The following is a 23,387-nucleotide window of genomic DNA, read 5'->3' on the forward strand; positions in this document are numbered from 1 at the left end:
AAGACGTGAGCGATCAATAGGAATGTGAGGCAGCGTGATCCCCGACAGACTCATCGGACTGCCGTTGCATCAGCCGCATCAGCGGCCTTCTGCCAAACATGAGAAATAGCACCGGCGTAATCAGTGCATCGAGCAGGGTCGCGCTGATAAGCCCGCCGAAGATCGTCACTGCGACGGGATGCAGGATTTCCTTGCCCGGCTCGTCGGCAGCGACAAGCAGTGGCAGCAGCGCAAGCCCCGCGGACAGCGCAGTCATCAGCACCGGCGTCATTCGCTCGAGGCTTCCGCGGATCACAAGCTCGGGCCCGAACGGCATCCGTTCCTGCAAAGCAAGATTGATGTAGTGGCTTATCTTGAGAATCCCGTTGCGTGTCGCGATTCCCGTCAGTGTGATGAATCCGACCATGCTGGCGACAGACAGCGGCTGGTCGGTCAGCGCCAGCGCCGCGACCGAACCGACCAGCGCCAGCGGCACCCCGCCCATGATGATCAAGGCCAGCACCGTGGAGCGGTAGCGGCTGTAGAGAATCGCAAAGATCAGCGCGAGCGAAAGAGCGGAAAGAATCCCGATTCTGCGGCTGGCTTCCTCCTGAGCCTGGAATGTGCCTTCAAGGTTCGCGGTGACGCCCTGCGGAAGGCTGGTCGCCTGCAATTCGGCGCGAATGCGGCGCACGATCTCCGCCATGTCGGTTTTGCCGTCGGAGTTCGCAAGCACGACGATGCGCCTGCGGCCGTTCTCTCTCAGGATTTGGTTCGGTCCATCCGTTTCCTTCACATCTGCAATCTGACGTGCCGGTATCCAGCCGGAGGGGGTCTTGATCAGGAGTTCGCCGAGCTTCTCGGTCGTGCGCAGCCGCTCGGGCAGCCTCAAGACCACGTCGTAGCGTTTGTAGCCGTCGACCACGCGCGAAATGACGCGCCCGCTCGACAGCCGCGATAATTGTTCCGTGACGGCGCCGGGCTGCACTCCATACAAGGCAGCGCGCGTGTAATCGACGCGGACTTCGAGCTGCGGAATGCGCACCTGCTTTTCGACCTGGAGGTCCTGAATGCCTTCAATCTTCGCGAGCCTCCCGCGGAGTTCTTCCGCGCTATTTCGCAGCGTGTCGAGGTCGTCACCGAACAGTTTGAGGGCGAGTTCGGCACGAACGCCTGAGAGCAGGTGATCGAGCCGGTGCGAGATCGGCTGCCCGACATTGATCGAAAGCGGCAGCACCGAAAGCCGAGAACGGATATCCGCGACGATCTCGGGTTTTGGCCGGTGCGAGGGCTTGAGATCGACTTCAAGGTCCGAGGAATGGACGCCTTCCGCGTGCTCATCCAGCTCGGCGCGCCCTGTCCGCCGCCCAACGCTGATCACTTCCGGCACATCGAGCAGCAGGCGTTCCGCGACCGATCCCACCCGGCTGGATTCCGAAAGCGACACCCCCGGGGCGAACGCAATGTTGATCGTGAAAGTACCTTCGTTGAACGCCGGCAGGAACGCGCGCTTCAAGGCGAATGCGCCCGCGCCGGCGCCCAACACGGCGAGGGCCGTCAGGCCAAGCAGCAATCCCTTGCGGGCGAAAGCGAACCGAAGCGCCGCATGGTTGGCGGACTTGAGCTTGCGAACGAGCCAGCTCTCCCGTTCTGCCAGCCGCTTCATTCCCGGCAGCAGGTAGTAGGCCAAAACGGGGGTCAGCGTGATCGAAACCACCAGGCTCGCGAGGATCGAGATGATGTAGGCGTGGCCCAGCGGTGCAAACAGTCGTCCCTCGATGCCCGAGAGCGCAAACAGCGGTACGAACACAAGGACGATGATCATCGTGGCATAGACTATACCCGATCGCACTTCGTTGGATGCCGAAACCACCACGTCGAAGACTGAACGGGGGTTACCTTGCTCCCTGTTCTCGCGCAGTCGGCGGAAGATGTTCTCGACATCGACGACCGCGTCGTCGACCAGTTCGCCGATGGCGATAGCAAGTCCTCCCAGGGTCATCGTGTTGATCGACAGACCGAGCAGCGTGAAGATGATGGCCGTGGTCAGGATCGAGACCGGGATCGCCGTAAGCGAGATTGCCGTGGTGCGCCAGTTGAGGAGAAACGCGAACAGGATGGCCGCCACGACGAGCGCTGCTTCGAGCAATACCCGTTCGAGGTTCTGGATCGAGTTTTCAATGAAGTCCGCCTGCCGGAAGATGATCTCGTTGGCTTTCACGCCGGACGGCAGGCTGGGCTCCAGCTCGGCGAGCGCCTGCGTGATCTGTTGCGTCAGCCGCACGGTATCGACATTGGGCTGCTTCTCGACCGAGACGATCACAGCGGGCCTGCTCATATACCCCGCATCGCCCCGCTTGACCTTGGGCGCAAAGTCGACGTTGGCCACCTGGCGCAGCAGAATAGGGCGTCCGTCGACGGTGGTAACGACGATGTTGCGCAGGTCTTCCAGGCTCGTGGTGCGCCCGATATTCCGGATCAGATATTCGCGGGCGTTCTGATCGGTGAACCCACCGCCGGTATTGGTGCCGAACTGCCTCAGCGCCAGCTCGACCTGCTCGTAGCTCACACCGAGTGCGCGCAACGCAGAGGGCAGCGGCGCAATCCGGTACTGGCGGACCTCGCCGCCGATCGGGATCACCTGTGCGACGCCGGGTATGGCGAGCAGCCGCGGCCGGATCGTGAAATCGGCGATCTCGCGGACCTCCATCGGGGAGGCCGTCTTCGACGTCACCGCGACCAGCAGAATTTGACCCATAATCGAGCTGATGGGGCCGATCTGCGGCGTGACGTTCAAAGGCAGTTGGTTCTGCACCTGCGCGAGCCGTTCCGCGACCAGTTGACGGTTGCGGTAAATATCGGTTCCCCAGTCGAACTCGACGTAGACGATCGAGAGGCCGATGCCGGAGACCGACCGCACGCGGCTGACGCCCGGTACGCCATTCATCTGGGTTTCAATCGGGAAGCTGACGAGCTGCTCGACTTCCGGCGGGGCGTAGCCTTCCGATTCCGTCATGATCGTGACGGTTGGACGATTGAGGTCGGGGAACACGTCGACCGGGAGCTGGCGCGCGGTGTAGGCGCCGAGCACAACGAGGATGCCCGCCAGCGCAAGAACAAGGAGGCGGTTGCGGAGGGAGGCGCTGACCAGGAATGTGAACATGAACGTGTTCCTTCAACGTACGTGATCGAGAAGGTCCGCGCCTTGCGACACGATCCGCTTGCCCGGAGCGAAGCCGGACACGATCAGCACACGGTCGCCGTCGAGAGGCTCCGTGCGCACGCTCCTTGCCATGAACCGCTCGGGCGCGACGTGCTCGTACACGAAATCCTGGCCATTCGACCCGCGCACGACACTGCTGCGCGGCACCGCAAGACCCTCCTTTGTTTCGTCGGTGCCGGCCAATACAGTCAGGAACTGGCCGGCCCTGAGCCCCGCCGTGTCGCCCGTTACGGCAAAATGCACCGGCACCGACTGGCTGCGGTCGGCGAAGCCGGTACCCCGATAGATGAGGTCGTAATTCCTGCCCGTATATGTCGAGGCCCGCGCGCCTTGCGAGGGCTCGATGTTCTCGAAGCTGAGCGCTTCGACCCATAGCCGCGCGGGATCGATGATGTTGAATACGATGGAGCTCGGCTGAACGATTTGGCCTGCCACGGCGCTGCCTTCAGCGATGACGCCTGCGACCGGGGCGATCAGCGGTTCGGGTTCGCGGCGCGATTTTTCGATCGATGCGCGCCGCTCGCGCAGCCCTTCCAGCTCCAGCCTTGTATCTTCGAGCTGAGTCCGGGATATGGCACCCGAGGGCGCGAGTTGTTCGTAACGCGCGAACCTGCGTTCCACGATCGAGATTTGCTGATCGAGCTCGCCCTGGCGCTGCCGCATGTCGGAAATATCGATCGCCTGAATCGGCGGCGTGACATAGCCCAGGATATCGCCCTGTTTGACCCGTGTGCCCAGCCGGGGAAAACCCTCCGGCGGCGCGGAAAGCCGGCCGCCCACGGCGGATTGCACATACCCGCTGGCATTGGGATCGGGAATGATCCTGCCTGGAAGTTCGGTGACCTTCCTGTGCTTCGCCTGTTCGGCGACCAGCGTCCGCAGCGCAAATATCCGCTGCACCGTCTTGGGCACGAACACCGTCCCATCCGGCAGGCGCTGGGCGCGTTCTCCTGAAACGGCGCTGATCGCGACCTGCGCCTTGTCTTCCTCATGGCCGTGGCCTTCATGCGCTTTCGTCCCGCGGACGCCCGTGAGCGCCGCAAGGAGGACGACAATGGCCGCCGCTCGCTTCCCGCGAAGTGCGATGGCGGTTAGCAGAGTACCCGCCAGCAGGCCGCCCAGAGCGGGAAGGAACGAAGCCTTGCCGATGTGTTCGCCGTGAGCCGACGCGTCCCCCTGTACGGCACTTTGCGCCGCCTCACGCGCAGTCTGAATGGTCATCGGCAAAATGTCGGTGGCGTCTCCCACCGTAACGGTGAAAATGAGGTCGGTACGTCCGTTCTTTGCCAGCCACGGCGCCGGTAGACGGTATGTGCCATCGCCATTCTCGGTAGCCGTTGCGGAGCCGCCGGGAGTTTCGACTTCAAGTACCGCGCCGGTCACTGGTTCGTTCGTAGCGAACCGGTCGAGATGGATCTCAAGATGGTCGCCGCGGACGACGGCAACGATCTCGAATATGTCGGAATCGGCCTCGCCACGCGGCAACGCGCCTGTCGAGACGGCAGGTTGTTCGCCATGGTCATGACCCTCATGGGCGGAAGCGGGAGCGAGCGCAGCAGACAGAGCTGCGACTGCCGCGAGAGCACGCAGGGCGCGCCCGAAATGGGAAAGCATACCAAAAATCCTTCAGTCTGAATGACCGTCAGCTTCGGACCGTAAGCCGGCCGCGCAAATTCACGGATCGTTTGCGTTCAGATCAAGGATTTGGGAGGGCGCCTGAGGGAATCAGGCGCGCGGTGTGGCGTTATCGGGGATGCGACAAATACCACACGTGTTGTCGACCGGGGGAGGGGGACGAGTTGCACAAAGCTCGGCAACCCGGCCGCACAGCAAGCGGCGCATGTCAAGGTGCAGGCGCCGACGCAATTCCGGTCAGAAGTGGCAGGTGTCTCGGTTTGTCCCCGCTGAGCCTGTTGCAACACTGCTTGCGTCACCGCCCGTTCGGATGGATTAGAGGCGGCATGACCCCGTGGGCCGTGAATATCAGCGGCAGCGTGGTGCGCATGGGCGACATGGGCTTGGGCAACAGAGGGCGCGAATGAAAGCACGATCAGGACGATCGCGGCTCCCAGTGCGCACACAATTAGTTGCTTCAGCATGATCGTCCGATTGTAGCCCAAGTGCGCACTTGATATCGCCGGGGAACCGGGAATTCAAGACCGTAACGCGGCGGTGCCGACATGGTTATTGCCGGCACACTCCAGGTGTGAAGTCGCTCCTAATAAATCGCCGGCTTGCATGCTGGGCACCCCGGAATCGAACAGGGCGCGTTCCTGAGCCCGGTTCCTCGAACGGGATCAGCAGCTTGCCCCGGGAGGCAGGGGAGCGCTTTGGAACTCCTGGGGCCACTATGAATTGTCGCGGGAATAGGAGGCTGGATGCATACCGAGATCAACATTTTCGACAAACCCATCGAGCGCATCAGGAAGACCTGCGAGCTGATGGGCCTTGGTGCCGATTTCGACCGCAAGCTGCCGGAACTCGAAACCTATCTTGAAAGGCTGGTGGCCGAAGGCGAAACCAGCGAGGAACGGCTGACCGTGAGCGGTCTGACCTTCGTCAAGCAGGCATAACAGGGACGCGTGAGGCGCTGGCAAGGCGCGGCATCAGGAGATTTCGTCCGGAAGCTTCCAGGCCGGATCCGGCGCGCAGTACTCTTCCCTGATTTCCTTCACGTGGTAGCGGGCCGGCAGAACCAGCCCGCCTGCTTCGCCAGCAACGGGAAGATCGGAAATCAGGGAAGCATCGAGGGCCTGCTTCCACACCTCTGCCTCGGTCGGCAGGTTAGGCCCGATCTGCCTGTCGTCGGCGAACAGCGCGTAGGGCACAATCCTCTCCCAATCAAAACCCCGCCAGCTATCTGAGATAACTGACGGGGCTTTTGAGCTGATATTTCTGGTGGATTTCTCCTTTCCTGAACTACCTGCTCACTCCTGTAACGCGGGACGATGGATGTCGTTCCCTAATTTTTTCGGCTGCCGGGTGAAGAAATGACGCCGCCCGCGCGTTCGCCTGCCCTTGCTGATTTTTGATGGGAACGGCGTCCCAATGGCGGCTTTCGGAAGTCCGCCTCAATCGCGCGGAACTATTGCCACTTTTTCCTGCTTGTGATGGCATCTCCAACTTGGACGGGACGGCCGATGCGCAAGCTACTATTTGGAATCGCACTCACACTACCAATCGCTTTCATGTCTCCGGCAACGGCAATGCCTCGCGGCTATCCATTGGTCCAGGACTCTCTGGTCAAGGGCGATCTGATCGAAGTAAAGGGCGGGCACGGCCGCGGGCATGGTTGGGGCCGCGGGCACGGTTATCGCCCGTTTGGTTGGAGCCGCGGCCGGAAGGTCGGCTGGCGCGGCCGTGGTTGCCCGCCCGGCCACTGGAAGAAGGGCTGGTGCTGACACCGGATGCCCGGCGGCTTTCTTCCGTATTTCGGCGGATCGGGTGTGCGGCTTGTTCACCGTAGCTGGGCGAGCAAGGCGTAAGCAACATTCCGCAGCAGAACGCGCCCTTCAGGTCTATTCTGATGAGCGCGTCCTGCATGATTGATAGTCGCTTTTCAGAAAATGCCCGGGACCAGCATCGCGACCTTTTCGCGATAGCGCCGGTACTCATCGCCGAACATCGTCACCAGATCGCGCTCTTCGAGGTAGATGCCGACGAAGATGTAAGCCGTCGTCACCGCAGCGAACAGCAGGTGGCCCTGCGTCATCGTCGGCGTGCACCAGAACGCGATGATGAAACCGAGATAGATCGGGTGCCGGATCAGGCGATAGAGGCCCGGCGTCTTGAACTTCATGGGCTCGACCATGCGGCCGGCGAAATGGGAGACCACTTGCGTCAATCCGAACAGCTCGAAATGGCTGATCAGGAATGTGCTGTAGAGCACTGTGAGCCAGCCCACGAAGCCGCCCGCGATCGCGATCCCGGCGAAAACGGGATTCTCTATATGCCAGACCACCGCAGGCATCGGCTGCCATTGCCAGAACAACAGGATCAGCGTCAGGCTCGTCAGCAACACATAGGTTGAGCGTTCGATAGCAGGTGAGGCGAAGCGCGTGAACAATCTCTTGAAACCCTGACGCGCCATGCCGCTGTGCTGCACGGCAAAGATCGACATCAGCACCAGGTTCGTCAGCAAGGCTGTCATCGGCGAAGATGCCGGACCGGTGTTGATGTTCTTCGGTACGACGTACTGCGAGACGAAGCCGACGGCGTAGAGGAACGTGCCGAGGAAGATCAGGTAGACGAGACCGCCGTAGCACAGCGTGAGTAGTCTCGCTGCGAAAGAAACCACCGCCGGCGGCGTTGCAGGACTGTTCGGCCCGGTGTGCATCGTAATGGACATGTTCAATCTCCTTCCGTTTGAAATGGTGATGTCTGGCAATAATCTTGGTGGGCACTATCTGAGGCGGCGCCGCTTGCGTAGCTGCGCTGCTTTCTCGACGGCTTTATCGAGCGGGCCGCGGTAGATGCGCGTCCGATCCAGTTCGTGCCAATCGAGCCGGTGGAACGCGCAGAGCCGGGCCTGCTGCTCGCGATAGGCGGTGGTTGCTGCAGCCCAATGGTTGAAAAACCGCCGCAGGCGCGCGAGCAACAGGAGAGCGCTTCTCCGCAGCCGAGGCGTTGTCGCTGATGAGAATGCAGCAATCGTGGTCATCGGGCGGCCCTCCGGCGAGGGTGACCGGCGTTGGCCGCGCAGCCTTGCGGCATCAAGCCTTCTGGCGAAACATTGGAATTGATGGGAACAAGCAGACAGGTCATGGGGTCTCCGGTTGAACGAGGGTTGACCTGTCTCTAAATTGAGTTGCCCTTCCAAGCTTGGCGGAGTTCTTCAGAACACCTTGGTTTTTCCTTCCTGCAGCGGTTGTTTTTGCTCGATTTGTTTCATTGATTTCTGTGATGGGTGCCAGGGCACGGATCGCATTGCACTAGTAGAGGTGGTAATGCAGTACCGATTTGCCGAGTTCGAGTTGGACCTAAGCCAGCAAGAGCTGCGTCGGCTTGGCGAGTCCGTGCATATCGAGCCCCAAGTGTTTGATCTCATCGTCCACCTGGTGCGCCACCATGACCGCATCGTCAGCAAGGATGAGCTGATCGAGGCCGTCTGGAATGGCCGGATTATCTCGGAGGCCGCGCTTTCCAGCCGCATCAATGGGGCTCGCCGTGCGCTTGGCGACAACGGAATCGACCAGTTCTTCATCCGGACGCTGCACAAGCGGGGGTTTCGTTTCGTCGGCGACGTTCAGGCCATCAGCACGCCGACAACCGACGCGGAGGCGGCCCGGCTGGTTCCCGAGGAAGGTGCTTCAACGGCCGATCCTCCCGTCCGCGTCTCGGTGTCACCAGAAGTATCCCGCCTCGATAACATTGTCTCGGAATCGGTGAAGGCCGAGGCCAATACGCGACCGTCGATCGCGGTGCTGCCGTTCGGGAACATGTCTGGCGATCCCGAGAACGACTATTTCAGCTATGGGCTGACCGAGGACATCATTCGCCTCCTTGCACGCAACCGGTGGCTTTCGGTGATCTCGCGGCACTCGACCGTCGGATTCCAGGGGCGGGTGGTCGATGCCCGTGAAGTCGGTGAGCTGCTCGGCGTCCGCTATGTGTTGGTCGGCAGCGTTCGCAAGAGCCGCGATACCGTGCGGATCACGGCAGAGCTCGTCCGGGCGGCGGACGGCAAGCAGTTATGGGCAGACAAATACGACCTGGAGCTCGAATACATCTTCGATATCCAGGAGGAGATGGCACGCCAGATCGCCGCAACGATCGAGCCGGAGCTTTCGAAGGTCGAGCAGCAGCTTGCCGCCCGCAAGGCGCCGGAAAGCCTGGACGCCTGGGATTGCTACCAGCGCGGCCTGTGGAATCTGTGGCGCTTCACCACGCCGGGGTTCGACACGGCCGAGGAGTATTTCCAGCGCGCGATCGATGCTGATCCGAACTTTGCGCGCGGTCATGGTGCCCTCAGCTATGTCAATCTGCAGCGCGCCTTCATCGACGAGCCGAAGGATCGCCCGGCGCGGCTGGAAACGGCGCTGCGCCAGGCGCGTCATGCGGTGGCGCTCGATGAGCTCGATTGTTTTTGTCACTGTGCGCTCGGACGCGCCCTGTGCCTGACCCATCAGAATGACGAGGCGCTGGCGGCACTCGACGTGTCGCTGGAGCTAAATCCGAGTTTCGCGCAAGCCTATTTCGCGCAAGGATTCAACATGCTGTGGTACGGACGGGAGGTCGAGGCGGAAACGCTGCTCGATCGCGCGACCATGCTGAGCCCGCGCGACAGCCACATTTCTGCGTTCCACCATGTTCGCTCCTGGGCGCACTTCTCCCTCGGCGAGTACGACATCGCGGTTGAGTTCGCCCGACGGGCAACCCGGCAACCCAATGTCACCTATCAGGCCTATGCGTCGCTTGCGGCCTCGCTCGGCCTGCTCGGCGATGCGACGCAGGCGAAAGCGGCGGCGGCCGAGCTTCTGCAGCGCAAGCCGAACTACAGCATCGGGACGGCACGACAGGAGTTCTTCTTCTGCAACGATGTCGGCTTTATCGACCGGTTCGTCGAAGGGCTGCGCGTGGCGGGAGTTCCGGCGAAAGGCTGAGCCTCGCGATCACGGCTGGGGACCGGACAGGTTCATTTCGCGCTCGGCGCGGAACACATTGCTGTAAAGGTTTGCAATCCACTGACGCCCCCTTGAGGTGACGTTGAGATAGCGTATCGCTGTCTGGATCTGCGGAGCCACATTGTTCCAGTAGAACTGCGGATACTTGTAGACGACATCAGCCGGCGTCTCGTAGCCGAGCGTCTTGGTCAGGCCGATCTCCTGAAATTCATAGAACAGGGCATTCGACTTTTTCAGGTAATTGGGGTCGCCGAGCTGCCCGATCAGGTCGGCCGCGCGGAGTAACAATCCTTCCTCATCGACCAGATCGTCGCCCGACGCTTCCGGGTAGGGAAAGCGGGTATATTCAATCGCCCTGGCGATCCGGCTGGCGTCGACTTCTTCCGCCGTGTCGAGGCGTTCGAAGACAAATAGTTTTGAGCGGTCTACATGGTAGGGCGCTAGCGACGCATCGGACGAGCCTCTCGGCAAGCGAATGGTTCGGCCGCTGAGGTCGGCAACATAGGACTCACCGTCATCTCCCTGAACGGTTCCTCTGACATATCCGATGTCGTGGGTCAGGCACGCCAGGATGAAGTTGGCGTAGTCGTCGGGCGTCGTCGGCCGCAACACCGCCCGTCCCATCAGGATGTCGTGGCCGGCCAGGGTGACGAGCAGGGAATGCTCGACGTTGTGATAGAGCGCGTCGCTGTTGCCGATGCATTCCAATGTGAGCCGGGCGGCATAGGGCAGGAACTCCGCCAGGCGGGCGTGCGATGCGCCAAACCGGCTCTTGGTTTCCGAGGTCAGAAATGTGCCCAGGGCCTGCGCTACGAGTTCCGGGATTGTGATCATCTGAACCTCCACATCGGCGTGCGACGTCGCGAGACAGAGCGGGTATCGGCGTGGAATGATACCACATCGCCGCCTACCCGGACGTGACCGGCGTCGCGACGGATGGGCCGGGCGTGACGTCGCCGAGCCGCCCCTGGGAGGCCAAAATCAAGATTATCTGGAGATTATCTGAACATCGGCTCTAAGCGCGGACCGCCGGCTCGCGCCATATTACCTGCATGAAACGACGAGATTTCATTGCATTGCTGGGTGCTGCGGTGGCCTGTCCGGCCGCCGCGCTCGCGCAGAATTCAGGGCGGGTTTATCGCATTTACTGGCTCTCCACGCAGTCCCAGCCCGATCCGTTTTTGGATGGCTTCCGGGAGGGGCTGCGCGCCCGGGGGTATCTCGAGGGCAAGAACGTCGTCCTTGATTTGCATTATGCGATCGGCAACCCGCAGGCGCTGCGCGAGGTGGCGTCGGAACTCAGGCGCGGCAAAGTCGATCTAGCCGTATCGAGCGGTCCGGCGACGCGTGCGATGACGGCGGTTGAGGAAGTGCCGGTGCTGTTTGCCCTGAGCGGCGACCCCGTGGAACTGGGCCTCGTTAAAAGCCTCGGCCAGCCCGGCGGCAATTTCACCGGCTCGACCTTCCTGTCGCTGGAGCTGGCTGGCAAGCGGGTTGAACTGCTGAAGGAAGTCCTCCCGAAGCTGCGCAAGCTTGCGGTCTTCTCGAACGCCAATCATCCGGGCGAACAGTCGGAGTGGCGCGCGACCAGGGAGGCCGCCTACAAGCTCGGCATCGAGCCGATCTACATTCCCTTCTCCGGCGCAAGCGAACTGGACAACGCGCTTGGGAAGGTCGCGGAGACAGATGCGGATGCGTTACTGGTCTTCCCTGACGTTCTCACGATGGTGCACCGGGCCAAAATTGCCGACTTCGCCATCGCGCATCGGCTGCCTTCGATGTTTGGCTGGAGCGAATATTGCGACGCCGGCGGACTTCTGAGCTACGGCGCAAACCAGCGGGCGGCGTATTCCTGGCTTGCGACTTATGCCGACCGGATTCTGCGCGGGGAAAAGCCGGCCAATCTTCCTGTCCTTCAGCCCTCCAAGTTCGAGCTCGTCTTGAATCTCAGGACAGCCGAACGGCTCGGCATTGACCTCGACGAATCCTCCATCCTGTTTCGCGCCAACAGGGTGATCGAATGACGCGTCACACATCGGTTCGAACCGCCTTGCATTGGATTTCCCATTGGTGACTCGTCCGCGCCGCTCGCTGTTCATCAAGTATTTCATCACACTGTTTGTCGCAGTGGTGGTGCCTTTGATGCTGGGCTCTGCGAGCGAAGCGTGGTTCGCCTTTCGTGACAATCGCCTCTACCTCAATGAGATTCTTCAGGTCGAAGCCCGTTCTGCAGCCGACCGGATTCAGGCCTTCACCGATGGAATTCGCGATCAGCTCGGCTGGGTCGTGCAGTTTCCCTGGACGCCGGGTGAGGACGACCGGCGCAGGATTGATGGATTGCGTTTGCTGCAGCAGGTACCGGCGATCGTTTCGCTTTCGATGGTCGACGCGACGGGCACCGAACGCGTTTTCGTATCTCGCGTGAGCATGAACCGAACCGGTCGCGGCGCTGACATGTCGGCAGATCCCGCGGTTATCGGCGCGCGTGCCCACCGGGTCTGGTATGGCCCGGTGCACTATCAACGCGATTCCGAACCTTACATGCGGATCGCGGTCGCGGGAAATCGCGCGGCCGCAGGGATTGTCGTTGCCGATATCAATCTGAAATTGATTTGGGACATCATTGCTGGCATCAAGATCGGCGATACCGGCCACGCGCTCATTGTCGACGACACAGGGCGCCTGGTTGCCCATCCGGACATCAGCCTGGTTCTGCGCAGTGGTGCCGGGGCCGGCGACTTCAGCCGGCTTAAGTCGGAAGTCAGCGCCGCGAACGGATCCGCGGTCACCACGACGGGCGAGGACGGTACGCCCGTGGTTGCGCTTTCGGTGCGTGCCGCCAATGTGGATTGGACGGTGATTGCCGAACAGCCCGTGCTGGAAGCGTTTGAATCGATCCGCGCCGCGCTATGGCGCTCGCTGATACTCATCGTCATCGGCATCGTTTTCGCGTCTGTGCTCGCTTATTGGCGCGCGTGCCGGATGTGGGGACCGATCCGGCAACTCGAGAATGGCGTTGAGCGGATCGGGATGGGACAGTTCGATCATCGCATCACGATCCAAAGCCGCGACGAACTGGAGCAATTGGCGATCCGCTTCAACCAGATGGCGGAGGAGCTCGGAGCCTCGCAGCAGAAGTCCGAGCGTATCAATCGCCTGAAGCAATTCCTTGCCCCACAGGTGGCCGAACTGGTTGAGCATTCCGACCAGCGGCTGCTCGACGCACACCGGCGGGACGTGGTCGCGATTTTCGGCGATCTGCGCGGCTTCACTGCTTTTACCGCGCGTGCCGAGCCCGATGCCATTCTGGCCGTGCTGAAGCAGTACTATGAAGCCGTTGGCGCCGTCACGGCGCGCCATGAGGCGACTTTGATCCGCTTCGCGGGAGACGGCGTGATGGTCCTCGTCAACGCGCCCGTTACTTGTGAGAACCCGGCATACCGCGGCGTTCGGCTTGCGATCGATATGCAGGCTGCGGTGCAATCCGTTGCCGGCACCTGGTCCGCAGGTGGCTGCGCGATCGGCTTCGGCGTCGGCGTCGCGATGGGACACGCGACCGTCGGAACCCTCGGCTATCAGGGGCGCCTCGACTACACGGCAATCGGAAGCGTCGTCAATCTGGCCTCACGGCTTTGCAGCATGGCCGATGACGGACAGATTTTGCTGGACCCAATTATCAACGAACGCGTTAAGGACAGTTTCGCGCTCGCTTCAATCGGAGAGCGGCCCATTAAAGGCTACGATCGCGCGCTCGAGATTTTTGCCGTGACTCGCATGGACGCCTCCGCACCGACCGGGCGCGTCGATCGCGCCGGTGGGTCCGGTGCAGAACGATCGCGCCACGGATTGACGCTGACGGAAACAGCGTAGCAGCGACGACCCACGGCTCGCAATGGCGCGCATTGGCGGACAAGCCGTCGCTTCGCCCATCACAATGCTCCCGATAAGGTTGAGTAATGGGGCGATGTGAGAACCAAATTGCCTCGGAAATCCAGCGCCCCGGCCGCCGTTTTTGACGTGTTGATGGCCGCCGGTCCGTGCTATTTCTGGCCACCATTACCACCAAACCCCGGGGCTATCCCTTTGATCGACAAGCTTGAACTTCTGCTGGCGCTGGCAAAGGAGCGGCATTTCGGGCGGGCGGCGGAAGCCTGCGGCGTCACGCAGCCGACCATGTCGACCAGCCTCAAGCAGCTCGAGGAAATTCTCGGCGTCATGCTGGTGCAGCGCGGCTCCCGCTTTCAGGGTTTTACGCCGGAGGGCGAGCGCACGCTCGACTGGGCCCGGCGCATCGTCGGCGATGCCCGCGCCATGCGGCAGGAGATCAACAGCCTCAAGGACAAGCTCTCCGGCGAAATCCGGATCGCCGCGATCCCGACCGTGCTCGGCATGGTGGCGCAGCTCACGACGCCGTACCGCGCGCGCTATCCCGACGTGCGCTTTCGTATCCAGTCCTGCACGTCGGCCGACGTGCTGGGCCTGCTCGAAAATCTCGAGGTCGATGCCGGGCTGACCTATATCGAGAACGAGCCGATCGGCAAGGTCCGCACCATCCCGCTCTACAACGAGAACTATCGCCTGCTGACGGCGCCCGACGCCATGTTCGGCGATCGCAAGCAGGTCACCTGGAAGGAGGTCGGGCAGGTGCCGCTGTGCCTGCTGACGCCGGACATGCAGAACCGCCGCATCATCGATCGCGCGCTGGCGTCCGTCGGGGCCGAGGCGACGCCGACGCTGACCTCGAACTCGCTGTTGGTGCTCTATACGCATGTGAAGACCGGACGCTGGGCGAGCGTGATGCCGGCCAAGCTTGCGGAGACGCTGGGGCTCGCCGACTCCGTCCGCAGCATCCCGATCGTCGATCCCGTCGTCGACTACAGCATCGGCATGGTGGTCCCGCAGCGCGATCCGATGACGCCCTTGATCGCGGCGCTGGTGCAGGTCGCCCGCGAAGTGGCGCCGACGCTGGCGTAGGATCAGGCCGCCTCGGCCTGGGCCCTTGCTGTCGGCTTCGGCTGCTGCGGTTCGCGCGGCAGCACGATGCGCACGACGGTGCCGGTGCCGAGCTTGGAGCGCAGCCGCATCGCGCCGCCATGCAGGCTGGTCAGCGACCGCGCGATGGCTAGTCCCAGGCCCGAGCCCTGGTAGGTCTTGGTGAGCTGGCTCTCGACCTGCTCGAACGGATTGCCCAGCCGCCGCAGCGAGGCGGGCGCGATGCCGATGCCGGTGTCGGCGATCATCAGCACGATCGAGTTGGGCAGCACGTGGCTGCGCACGGTGACCTTGCCGTCGTCGGGGGTGAACTTCACGGCATTGGACAGCAGGTTGACGAAGATCTGCTTGACCGCGCGGCGGTCGGCCATCACGGAAATGGTGCTTTCGATGTCGGCGTCCAGCGTCAGGTGCTTGTCCTCGGCGCGTCCGGACACCACGCGCAGCGACTCCGCCAGGATCTTCGACAGGTCGAGCTGCTCCATGTCGAGCTTCATGCGGCCGGCCTCGATCTTCGACATGTCGAGGATGTCGTTGATGACTTCGAGCAGGTATTTTCCGCTCGTCAGGATGTCGTGGCAGTATTCCTGGTACTTGTCGGAGCCGAGCACGCCGAACATGCCGCTGCCCATGATCTCGGAGAATCCGATGATGGCGTTCAAGGGCGTGCGCAGCTCGTGGCTCATATTGGCGAGGAATTTCGATTTCGCCTGGTTGGCTTCCTCGGCGCGGTTCTTCTCCTGCGAATATTTCTCCGCGAGGTCGGCGAGCTCCGCCTGCGAGCGCTTCAGGTCGAGCACGTTGGCGCGCAGGCGGGCGTCGTTCTCGATCAACTTCTGCTCGTGCTCCTTGATGCGGGTGATGTCGGTGCCGACCGAGACGTAGCCGCCGTCCTTGGTGCGGCGCTCGCTGATATGCAGCCAGCTTCCGTCGTCGAGCTGCGCCTCGAAGGTGCGGGCTCCCGGCGCTTGCGCGCCGGTCTCCTGCAGTCTGGTGCGGACCTCCGGCATGCTGCCGACCTCGATCACGGTCTCGTACGACGTGCCGGGCGTCACCGCCGTATCGGGCAATTTGTGCAGGCGCTGGAAATGCGAGTTGCAGAGCACGAGCCGGTCTTCCGCGTCCCACAGCACGAAGGCTTCCGGAATGGTTTCGATCGCGTCGCGCAGCCTGAGGTCGGCTTCCACGGTCTTCTCGGCGAGGCTCTTCTGCTCGGTGATGTCGACCGCGATGCCGATCAGGTGCAGCCCGCCATCGGCCGAGGTGTGACTGAGCTCGCAGCGCACGCGCAACCAGATCCAGTGGCCGCCGGTGTGCTGCATGCGGAAGCTCTGGTCGATGTGGGTGATCTGGCCGGCGATCATCTGGTCGGCGATCGCGAACAGGTCGATGTCGTCGGATTTCACCAGCGCGTTGACTTCGCCGAAGGTGAGGAGGTCGTTGCGGGAGTCGAGGCCGAGCATCGTGAACATCGAGGCCGACCAGAAGATCCGGCCGCGCGAGAGGTCCCAGTCCCACAATCCGCAGCGGCCGCGGTTGAGCGCGGTGTCGATCCGGCCGCGCACCGCATCGTTGATCAGGTCGCCCTCGCGGGCGCGGGTCGACTGCCAGTGGAAGGCGAAGCCGAGGATCAGCACGACGAAGCCCGTGGTGGCTGACAGCGTCACCGACAAGGCCGCATCCGAACCCCACAGCGGCTCGTTCTTCTCCTGGATGACGATGACCATGCCCGGCAGCGATTTGACCAGCCGCGAGATCGCCATGGCGCCGTTGCCGTTCGGCAGCGTCATGTCGCTGACGACGCCCTGCTGGCCGGGCGTGACCAGCAGTTGCGCCGTGCTGATGACGTCGAGAATGCGATCGCTGCCGCCAAGGTCGGCTTCGACGGGAACGCGGGCCAGGATCCGGTGATCGGCGCCCGTGATGATGACGTGCCGGCCGCTCGCAGCGCCCCAGGCCGGGATCAGGTCGGGCAGCAGGCTCTGCAGCCGCTCGATATTGGCGGCGCGGTCCTGCCGGACCGCGGCGAAGCGGTCGAGGCGTTCGGCCAGGAGCTCGGTTAGCGCGGAGAGGTCACGCTTCATGGCGGCGCGCTTCTGCCGGCTCTGGTCGATCACCTGCACGAAGGCGCCGAGGCAGATGGTGATCAGGAAGGCGATGATGAGCGTGGGCACGGCGCGGCGCAGCGCCGGCTCTGCGGTGAGTAGCCGGTGGTAGGCAGGTTTTGCGATCGACTGCGCCAATCCTTTGATCGAATCGGATTGGACACACGCGTTCGCCGCATTCGCCGCATGCGCGCGCGCCATGCTTTAGACCCCCGCCGAAGGCTCTTTTGCACATTGTCCGGAAGCACCCCATTACTTCCGAATCATGCCGATTTGAATCCACTTTTTTCGGGCTGTCGAGAGTCAACGATTCGTTAATTCGAAATAAATCTTGTCCAACGCGAAATAAGGCACGCTCGATGCGAGTCCGAAACGGGAACGCGCCCGCAAAGCTACGCGCGCGGCGGTTCGGCATGGCTGATGACGCGCTTGATCGAAGGGAACGCGCGGCGCAGCGCGCGCTCGATCTCGTCGACGTTCTCGTGCACCTTGATGACGCTCATCGATGACGCGGCGCGGCAATGGAAGTTGACGATTTCCCCGGCATCGGTGTCGCGGACCCGCACATTGTGAATGTCATGGATCGCGCCGTTGCCGCCGGCAAAGCGCGACAGCGCGGCCTTGATGGTTTCGACGCGCTCGGGCGCGGCGTCGGTGCCGTGCGGCAACTCCGGCTCGAGCGGCTCGATGTGGGTGTCGACCTCGACGTCTTCGCCAAAGTCCTCGCGGATGCTGCGTTCCAGGTCGTGGGCGATGGCGTGCGCGGCGGTGAGTTCCATGTCGCCGTCGACTTCGAGGTCGATGCTGACCGTCAGCCGGCCGCCGAGATCGTGCACGGTGACATGGTGGACGGCGAGGCCGGAATTGCGGGCGATCACCATGATGCGCTCGCGCACGCTCTCATTGTCCCGCGCGACCGGCACGGCCGTGAAGGTGAGGTCGGCGTCGCCGAGCGCTCGCGTCACCGCGGCTTGCGCGGTCTGCTTGATCGCCTCGACGCGGTCGATCGGGTAGGTGCGCGGCACTTTTGCGATGGCGTCGATGAAATGCGTCGGCCCGACCATGCGCACGCGCACGCGCTCGACGCCGACCACGCCGGGTACCGCGCGGATCGCGGCGGTCGCCTTATCCGAAGCGCCTTCGGGTGCGCGGTCGAGCAGGGTTTCGACGGTGGAGCGCCCGAGCCGCAGGCCGAGGATCGATATCATGACGGCGACGGCAATCGCCGCAACCGAGTCGCCCCAGGCATAGCCGAGCCCGGTCAGCGCCAGGCCGGCGATGACGGCAAGGGAGCCGAGCACGTCGGAAGCAAAATGCAGCGCATCCGCCGCCAACGCCTGGCTCCGCGTTTCGCGTGCCGTGCGATGCAGCGCCCGCGCGCGCCAGAAATTGACCGCGATATCGATCACCAGCACGACGAAGGGGACAGCCGATATCGTCGGCGGGGCTGCACCTTCGCGCAGGCGGCTCCAGGATTCGACCAGGATGCCGCCGGCCAGCACGTAGAGCAGCGCGATGACGAACAGCGCCGACAGACTCTCGAACTTGCCGTGGCCGTAATGATGTTCCTCATCGGCCGGCTGGTCGGACACCCGCACCACCAGCCAGGTGATGATTGTCGCTATCACGTCGACGGAGGAGTGCAGCGCCTCCGAGATCAGCGCCAGCGAGCCGATCGCGATGCCAACCGCGAACTTCGCCGCAGCCATGCCGGCGCTGGCAAAGATCGAGATCGCGGCGACGTTGGTTTTTATGGTTGGGATAGTGGCCATGGGCGGCGGTTTAGCAGGGCGTTGTGTGGGATTAAAGCTGACAGTTGGATGCGCAATCGCCACTCACTTGCAGGAGCGATTTGTTGCGAATTATTCCGAGTTGAGTAAGCGTCATTGCGAGCCAACGGGTCGCGCGAATGCGCGCCCGATGACAGGCTCCGCAAAGCAATCCATCCTTCCGCGTGCGAGGTGACAATGGATTGCTTCGCTGCGCTCGCAATGACGCGGAGATAGCGACGCAGTACTCAACTGTCATCCCCCGCGCATGCGGGGGATCCAGTACGCCGCGGCCGATCGGTTCAATCACTGCTGCCTCTGGAATACTGGGTCGCCCGGTCAAGGCCGGGCGATGACAGTTGGATGTGTGTCCGCAATCTCGCGACACATTGCGCCCGAGCTTTGCAAATTCATTCGCCCAGAAGAAGAGGGCGCAGGGAATGCCGGGGAATGCCGGGTGCCGGCTAGCACCCGCGGTCTCGTGTGCAAATAGCGCAAGAAAAACGCACACGAGCATACAGGTACAGCCGGAGCAGCCCGGCATTCCCTGCGCAGTGGTTTGACGGCTTATGGCGCGCTCTCCCTGGAGACGAATTCCTCTTGCCTCCATCGCTGACGGATTGAAGGATTGTCTCAACCCGGTTGGGTCGACGCACCTCCGTCAGCTTGACACCAGCCACGGGTGCCAGGACCACACGGCTTTGCCGTACGCTTCAGCGCCGTACGTCCTGCGCGCCATGTTCACTCACGGACTAAAGCCCGCCCCGCGAACAATCTTCGCGCCAACGCTGCCGCGTCCACCGCATCCCGCCCCACGTTCGTGACGATGGCCAACGCCCCTCTTGTCGGGGCGGGACGGCGGGATTTGTAGGCGTGATTTGGGTCGGCGGCGAAGCGGAATATTTTTTAAGCGATGACTGGACGGGGCAAATCACGTTGAAGTTGTTGGGGAAAAAAAGTACTCAAAAAATCGATTTTGCACGCGCCCGCTATTTGTTTGAACGAGCCGAACGGCGCCGCACGGCCGATTGCTTGACTTTCGCATCAATAGGCCGAGGGCGGCGCACTGAACGGTGCTGGACTGATTGAACGTTTTGAGCAGCAATCGCTGTATGCTCTGGATCAGACACTCCGATCGTGCGTTTACGTTGGTCATCCCAATATGGGAAAGGCCGCGGCTATGGCGGACTTTGCTCCAGTCTCGCCTCGATCTTCGCCAGCCACTCAGCCCACAGGCTCGCCGATCCTGACGGCCGGCGGTATCGTCCTTGCAATCGGAGGACTTTATTTCGGCCGAGATATCTTTGTTCCCTTCGCCCTCGCCATCCTCTTAAGCTTTGTTCTCACACCGTTGGTAAACTTTCTAGGACGCTGGAGGTTGCCCCGCATTGCCGCGGTGCTGATTGCCGTTACCCTTGCCTTTATCCTGATTACAGGCGTCGCCTTCGTGGTCGGGCGCCAGCTCGTCCAACTCGCTAACAATCTTCCGAGCTACCAGACTACTATCACTCAGAAAATCCGGTCCTTGCAGGAGTCCGCCCCAGGTGGCGGCGTCCTTAATAATATTACCAGAACGATAGAGGATCTCGGCAAGGACATCTCGGGCGACGAGAGGAAGCCTGAAGAGGCACAGCCTCGCGTCGGAACCGGCCCTAAGTCTCCGGAGCCGGTCACCGTGCGCCTAGAGGCACCACGGCCAAAACCCCTCGAGATCATCCGATCCGTAGTCGGCCCGCTGTTAGCGCCGCTCGCCACTGCCGGGCTGGTCGTCATCTTCGTGATCTTCGTGCTGCTAGAGCGGGAGGACCTGCGCGATCGCTTCATCAAGCTCGCAGGGGCCGGAGACCTTCAGAAAAGTACGCAGGCCATCAACGACGCCACCGCCCGGGTCAGTCGTTACCTCCTGATGCAGCTCGTCGTGAATCTGACCTACGGCATTCCGATTGGCATTGCCCTTTACTTCATTGGCGTGCCCAATGCCCCGCTGTGGGGGCTGCTAGCCGCGGTCCTCCGATTCATCCCGTATCTCGGTCCCTTCCTGGCCGCCCTGTTTCCCATTGCCCTTGCAGTCGCCGTTGATCCTGGCTGGACCATGTTATTCTGGGTGGTCGGGGTGTTCCTCGTGGCTGAACTGATCAGCAACAATGTCGTCGAGCCATGGCTTTACGGCGCCAGCACGGGCCTGTCCTCTCTGGCCATCATCATTGCGGCAATCTTCTGGACCATGCTGTGGGGCCCTGTCGGCCTGTTCCTAGCGACGCCCCTGACCGTCTGCGCGGTCGTCATCGGGCGCTACGTCCCGCAACTCGAGTTCCTGGGCGTGCTTCTTGGCAGCGATCCGGTGCTTGCGCCGGAGGAGCAGCTTTATCAACGCCTGCTAGCCGGCAACCTGGAAGAGGCGGTGGAGATTGCTGAAGACTATGTCGACAAATACTCCTCGCACGAGTTCTATGATAACGTGGCCATACCGGCACTGCGCCTTGCGGAAAACGATCGCCAGCGCAGCACGACGGATACCAATTACCGGCGGCTCGTTGCCGACACGGCGATCTCTGTTGTGCGGGAGGTCGAGGATCATATCCGGGAAAAGGCCTCCTCAGCGGCCGAGCGGGGTGAAGATCGCACAGCTGAGCGGCCACCGTGCGTTCTCTGCGTCGCCGGCCGCACTGAGCTAGATCACGCGGCGGCGGAGATGATGGCGCAGGTGCTCGAGGAACGGAGCATCAGCGCCAAGGTCCTGCCGCCGATCGCGGTCAGCCAGGGAGCGCTGGGGCAGCTAGGTCTCGAAGGCATCGAAGTGGTGTGCCTGTCCTATCTGCATCCCCAGCCGCAGGTCTATGCCCGGTACATCTTCCGTCGTCTGCGTCGCCGAGCCCCCCACGTGAAGCTCATCGTCTGCTCCTGGAATCTGGCGCACGGTACGCAACAAACGGAAGAGCTCAACAAGCAGATGGCGGCCGATGCGGTATTCGCCTCGCTTCAGGGCTGTATCAAGCAAGTTGATGAATGGATGTGCCGCCCAGCATCAGGCAGCGGTACGCGGCCGGTCCTTCCTGACGTTAGGCAAGCGCAGGTTGCAGCGCTGCACAGCCTCGGTTTGGCCGCCGCGAAAGGACAGCAGTTCGATGAGGCGTCCAAGAAGATCGCGCAGGCTTTCAATGTCCCGATCGCACTCGTATCTCTGGCTGACGATATTCACCCGGCCCAGCCAGACGCAATAGACCTGTCGCAGGAAAATCAGGCCATCAATCAGGCACCTCATGAGGAGCCGCTCGGCGCATACGTGATCGCGGCAAACGAAGTCCTGGTTTCCGAAGACGTGACCGGGGACCCACGCTTTGCCGACGATCCACGCGTGCTGGAGAAGGGCATTCGCTTTTACGCAGGCGTCCCCTTGCGGACTTCAGCTGGACACGTCGTAGGCTCCCTTTGCATCGTTGACACGCAGCCCCGCGAGTTTGTGGACCGAGATCGCCAACGCCTCGAGCAGATGGCCAACGAATTGATGGGTCAAATCGAGAGCCGCGCCACGGAATCAGCAACGGGCCTTTCGGACCCGGTTGGACCAAGCGCTGCATCCGGGTCTTGATTGTTCAGTGCTTGTGATGCGCATCACCGAACCGAACCATCGGTTTCGGCCCTCCTGCCTTGCGCTCGCGCCGTTGCGATACGTCGGATCAGGTGCTGATCCAGCACACCGTGACACGCATTGCAGCGCGGCGTTCTCGCCATCTGGACACGAGCCGGGTCCATTGTCCAAAATCGCTCGCAACAGAGCGGAGGCGCCGATGATCATTGTCGATTCCCAGGTCCATGCCTACGAGGCGAACAGTCCGAAGCGGCCCTGGCACAGTGTGCCGAACTGGCCCGATCACGTCACGGGTGACGAGATGGTGGCGGCGATGGACGAGGTCGGCGTCGATGGGGCGATCTTCATCTCCGCCTTTTCGTTGTACCGCTACGACGCCAGCTATGCCGAGGAAGTGCAACGGACCCATCCCGGCCGGTTCGCGATCGTCAAGCCGGTCGACCCTGATGATCCTGATGTGGCCGACGTCGTCGCCGACTGGAAGAAGACGCCGGGCACCGTCGGAATCCGCATCATGCTGACGAAGGAGGCCAAGCGCGCGCCTGATGACCCGGGGCTCGACCGGATTGCGCGCGCGGCGGTTCGCTACGATTTTCCGGTCAACATGCTGTGCTGGGACAATCTGGACGCGGGCAGGGCGCTGATCGATCGCCATCCCGACACGCGGTTCATCATCGATCATCTCGGCATCCTGCAGCCGCGCGTGCCGCCGGCGCCGTCCGAACCTTGGGCCGAGCTTCCGAAGGTGCTGGAACTCGCCAAGCGGGCGAACGCCGTGATCAAGGTCAGCGGCGCCTGCACGCTGTCCCGCGAGCCGTATCCATTCCCTGATATCTGGGACCCGCTCGCCCGCGTGTTTGACGCCTGGGGTTTTGAGCGCTGCCTGTGGGGCACGGACTGGACGCGGGCGTTCGCGGTCGTCAACTACGAGCAGGCCGTCGAGCCGTTCCTCAAGACGAGCCGCCTGAGCGAGACCGAGCGGGCCATGTTGATGGGTGGCGCTTGTATCAAGGCTTATGGCTGGTCACCGAAGAAAGGTTAGGGCGTCGGGCGGATTAGTCTTACTGCGTCGTGGGTTTTGGTCGCTTGTATGTGCAGCGGCTGCTC

15 protein-coding genes are annotated in these 23,387 nt (G+C 62.4%); 7 read left to right on the top strand and 8 right to left on the bottom strand.

All coding sequences use genetic code 11. From position 1 onward, the window contains the following. Positions 1 to 13 precede the first annotated feature (13 nt). On the bottom strand, positions 14 to 3,142 hold the full coding sequence (locus tag LMTR13_RS12890) for an efflux RND transporter permease subunit (protein WP_065728205.1): 3,129 nt from the start codon (positions 3,140 to 3,142) through the stop codon (positions 14 to 16). 12 nt (positions 3,143 to 3,154) lie between these two features. Beyond that, complete coding sequence (locus LMTR13_RS12895) at positions 3,155 to 4,816, bottom strand: efflux RND transporter periplasmic adaptor subunit (RefSeq protein ID WP_065728206.1); 1,662 nt, start codon at positions 4,814 to 4,816, stop codon at positions 3,155 to 3,157. Positions 4,817 to 5,580: 764 nt separating this feature from the next. Here LMTR13_RS12895 and LMTR13_RS12900 point away from each other — a divergent pair. Next, positions 5,581 to 5,775, top strand: coding sequence for a hypothetical protein (locus LMTR13_RS12900; protein ID WP_065728207.1), 195 nt, complete (start codon positions 5,581 to 5,583; stop codon positions 5,773 to 5,775). 33 nt (positions 5,776 to 5,808) lie between these two features. Here LMTR13_RS12900 and LMTR13_RS12905 read toward each other — a convergent pair whose 3' ends face one another. The 3 genes from LMTR13_RS12905 to LMTR13_RS12920 form a co-directional block, all read right to left on the bottom strand. Then, positions 5,809 to 6,030 carry a hypothetical protein gene (locus LMTR13_RS12905; RefSeq protein WP_065728208.1) on the bottom strand — a complete coding sequence of 74 codons (222 nt, stop codon included), beginning with the start codon at positions 6,028 to 6,030 and terminating at the stop codon, positions 5,809 to 5,811. 731 nt (positions 6,031 to 6,761) lie between these two features. After that, complete coding sequence (gene mddA / locus LMTR13_RS12915; protein WP_083219018.1) at positions 6,762 to 7,550, bottom strand: methanethiol S-methyltransferase; 789 nt, start codon at positions 7,548 to 7,550, stop codon at positions 6,762 to 6,764. A gap of 54 nt (positions 7,551 to 7,604) precedes the next feature. Then, positions 7,605 to 7,799: a hypothetical protein gene (locus LMTR13_RS12920; protein ID WP_065728210.1), complete on the bottom strand. Its 195-nt coding sequence runs from the start codon at positions 7,797 to 7,799 to the stop codon at positions 7,605 to 7,607. 349 nt (positions 7,800 to 8,148) lie between these two features. On the opposite strand from LMTR13_RS12920, the gene LMTR13_RS12925 reads away from it, so the two are divergent. Further along, on the top strand, positions 8,149 to 9,804 hold the full coding sequence (locus LMTR13_RS12925) for a winged helix-turn-helix domain-containing tetratricopeptide repeat protein (RefSeq protein WP_065728211.1): 1,656 nt from the start codon (positions 8,149 to 8,151) through the stop codon (positions 9,802 to 9,804). A 9-nt stretch (positions 9,805 to 9,813) separates the two neighbouring features. Here the strand turns inward: LMTR13_RS12925 and LMTR13_RS12930 are convergent, their stop codons facing one another. After that, positions 9,814 to 10,659, bottom strand: a complete 846-nt coding sequence (locus LMTR13_RS12930; protein WP_065728212.1) for an HD domain-containing protein — start codon at positions 10,657 to 10,659, stop codon at positions 9,814 to 9,816. Between the two features lie 218 nt (positions 10,660 to 10,877). Here LMTR13_RS12930 and LMTR13_RS12935 point away from each other — a divergent pair, with 218 nt between their 5' ends. The 3 genes from LMTR13_RS12935 to LMTR13_RS12945 all read left to right on the top strand — a co-directional run bounded on the left by LMTR13_RS12935 (position 10,878) and on the right by LMTR13_RS12945 (position 14,799). Continuing rightward, the gene (locus tag LMTR13_RS12935; protein ID WP_065728213.1) at positions 10,878 to 11,849 is read left to right on the top strand and encodes an ABC transporter substrate-binding protein; all 972 of its coding nucleotides are present in this window, start codon (positions 10,878 to 10,880) and stop codon (positions 11,847 to 11,849) included. 46 nt (positions 11,850 to 11,895) lie between these two features. Next, positions 11,896 to 13,695, top strand: coding sequence for an adenylate/guanylate cyclase domain-containing protein (locus tag LMTR13_RS12940; protein WP_236843461.1), 1,800 nt, complete (start codon positions 11,896 to 11,898; stop codon positions 13,693 to 13,695). Positions 13,696 to 13,908: 213 nt separating this feature from the next. Beyond that, a complete protein-coding gene (locus tag LMTR13_RS12945; protein ID WP_065728215.1) occupies positions 13,909 to 14,799 on the top strand; it encodes a LysR family transcriptional regulator in 891 nt (296 codons plus the stop codon). A 2-nt stretch (positions 14,800 to 14,801) separates the two neighbouring features. Here the strand turns inward: LMTR13_RS12945 and LMTR13_RS12950 are convergent, their stop codons facing one another. Both LMTR13_RS12950 and LMTR13_RS12955 read right to left on the bottom strand, forming a co-directional pair. After that, complete coding sequence (locus LMTR13_RS12950) at positions 14,802 to 17,123, bottom strand: PAS domain-containing sensor histidine kinase (RefSeq protein ID WP_065728216.1); 2,322 nt, start codon at positions 17,121 to 17,123, stop codon at positions 14,802 to 14,804. 191 nt (positions 17,124 to 17,314) lie between these two features. Further along, positions 17,315 to 18,694 (bottom strand): cation-efflux pump, encoded by a 1,380-nt coding sequence (locus LMTR13_RS12955; protein WP_065728217.1) that lies wholly within the window; start codon positions 18,692 to 18,694, stop codon positions 17,315 to 17,317. A 1,177-nt stretch (positions 18,695 to 19,871) separates the two neighbouring features. Between LMTR13_RS12955 and LMTR13_RS12960 the strand changes: the two genes are divergently transcribed. Both LMTR13_RS12960 and LMTR13_RS12965 read left to right on the top strand, forming a co-directional pair. Continuing rightward, entirely contained in the window at positions 19,872 to 22,280 is a 2,409-nt protein-coding gene (locus tag LMTR13_RS12960) for an AI-2E family transporter (RefSeq protein ID WP_065732643.1), read from the top strand. Between the two features lie 199 nt (positions 22,281 to 22,479). Continuing rightward, positions 22,480 to 23,322 carry an amidohydrolase family protein gene (locus LMTR13_RS12965; RefSeq protein ID WP_065728218.1) on the top strand — a complete coding sequence of 281 codons (843 nt, stop codon included), beginning with the start codon at positions 22,480 to 22,482 and terminating at the stop codon, positions 23,320 to 23,322. Positions 23,323 to 23,387 lie beyond the last annotated feature (65 nt).

Source organism: Bradyrhizobium icense, assembly GCF_001693385.1.
Taxonomy (GTDB): Bacteria; Pseudomonadota; Alphaproteobacteria; order Rhizobiales; family Xanthobacteraceae; genus Bradyrhizobium; species Bradyrhizobium icense.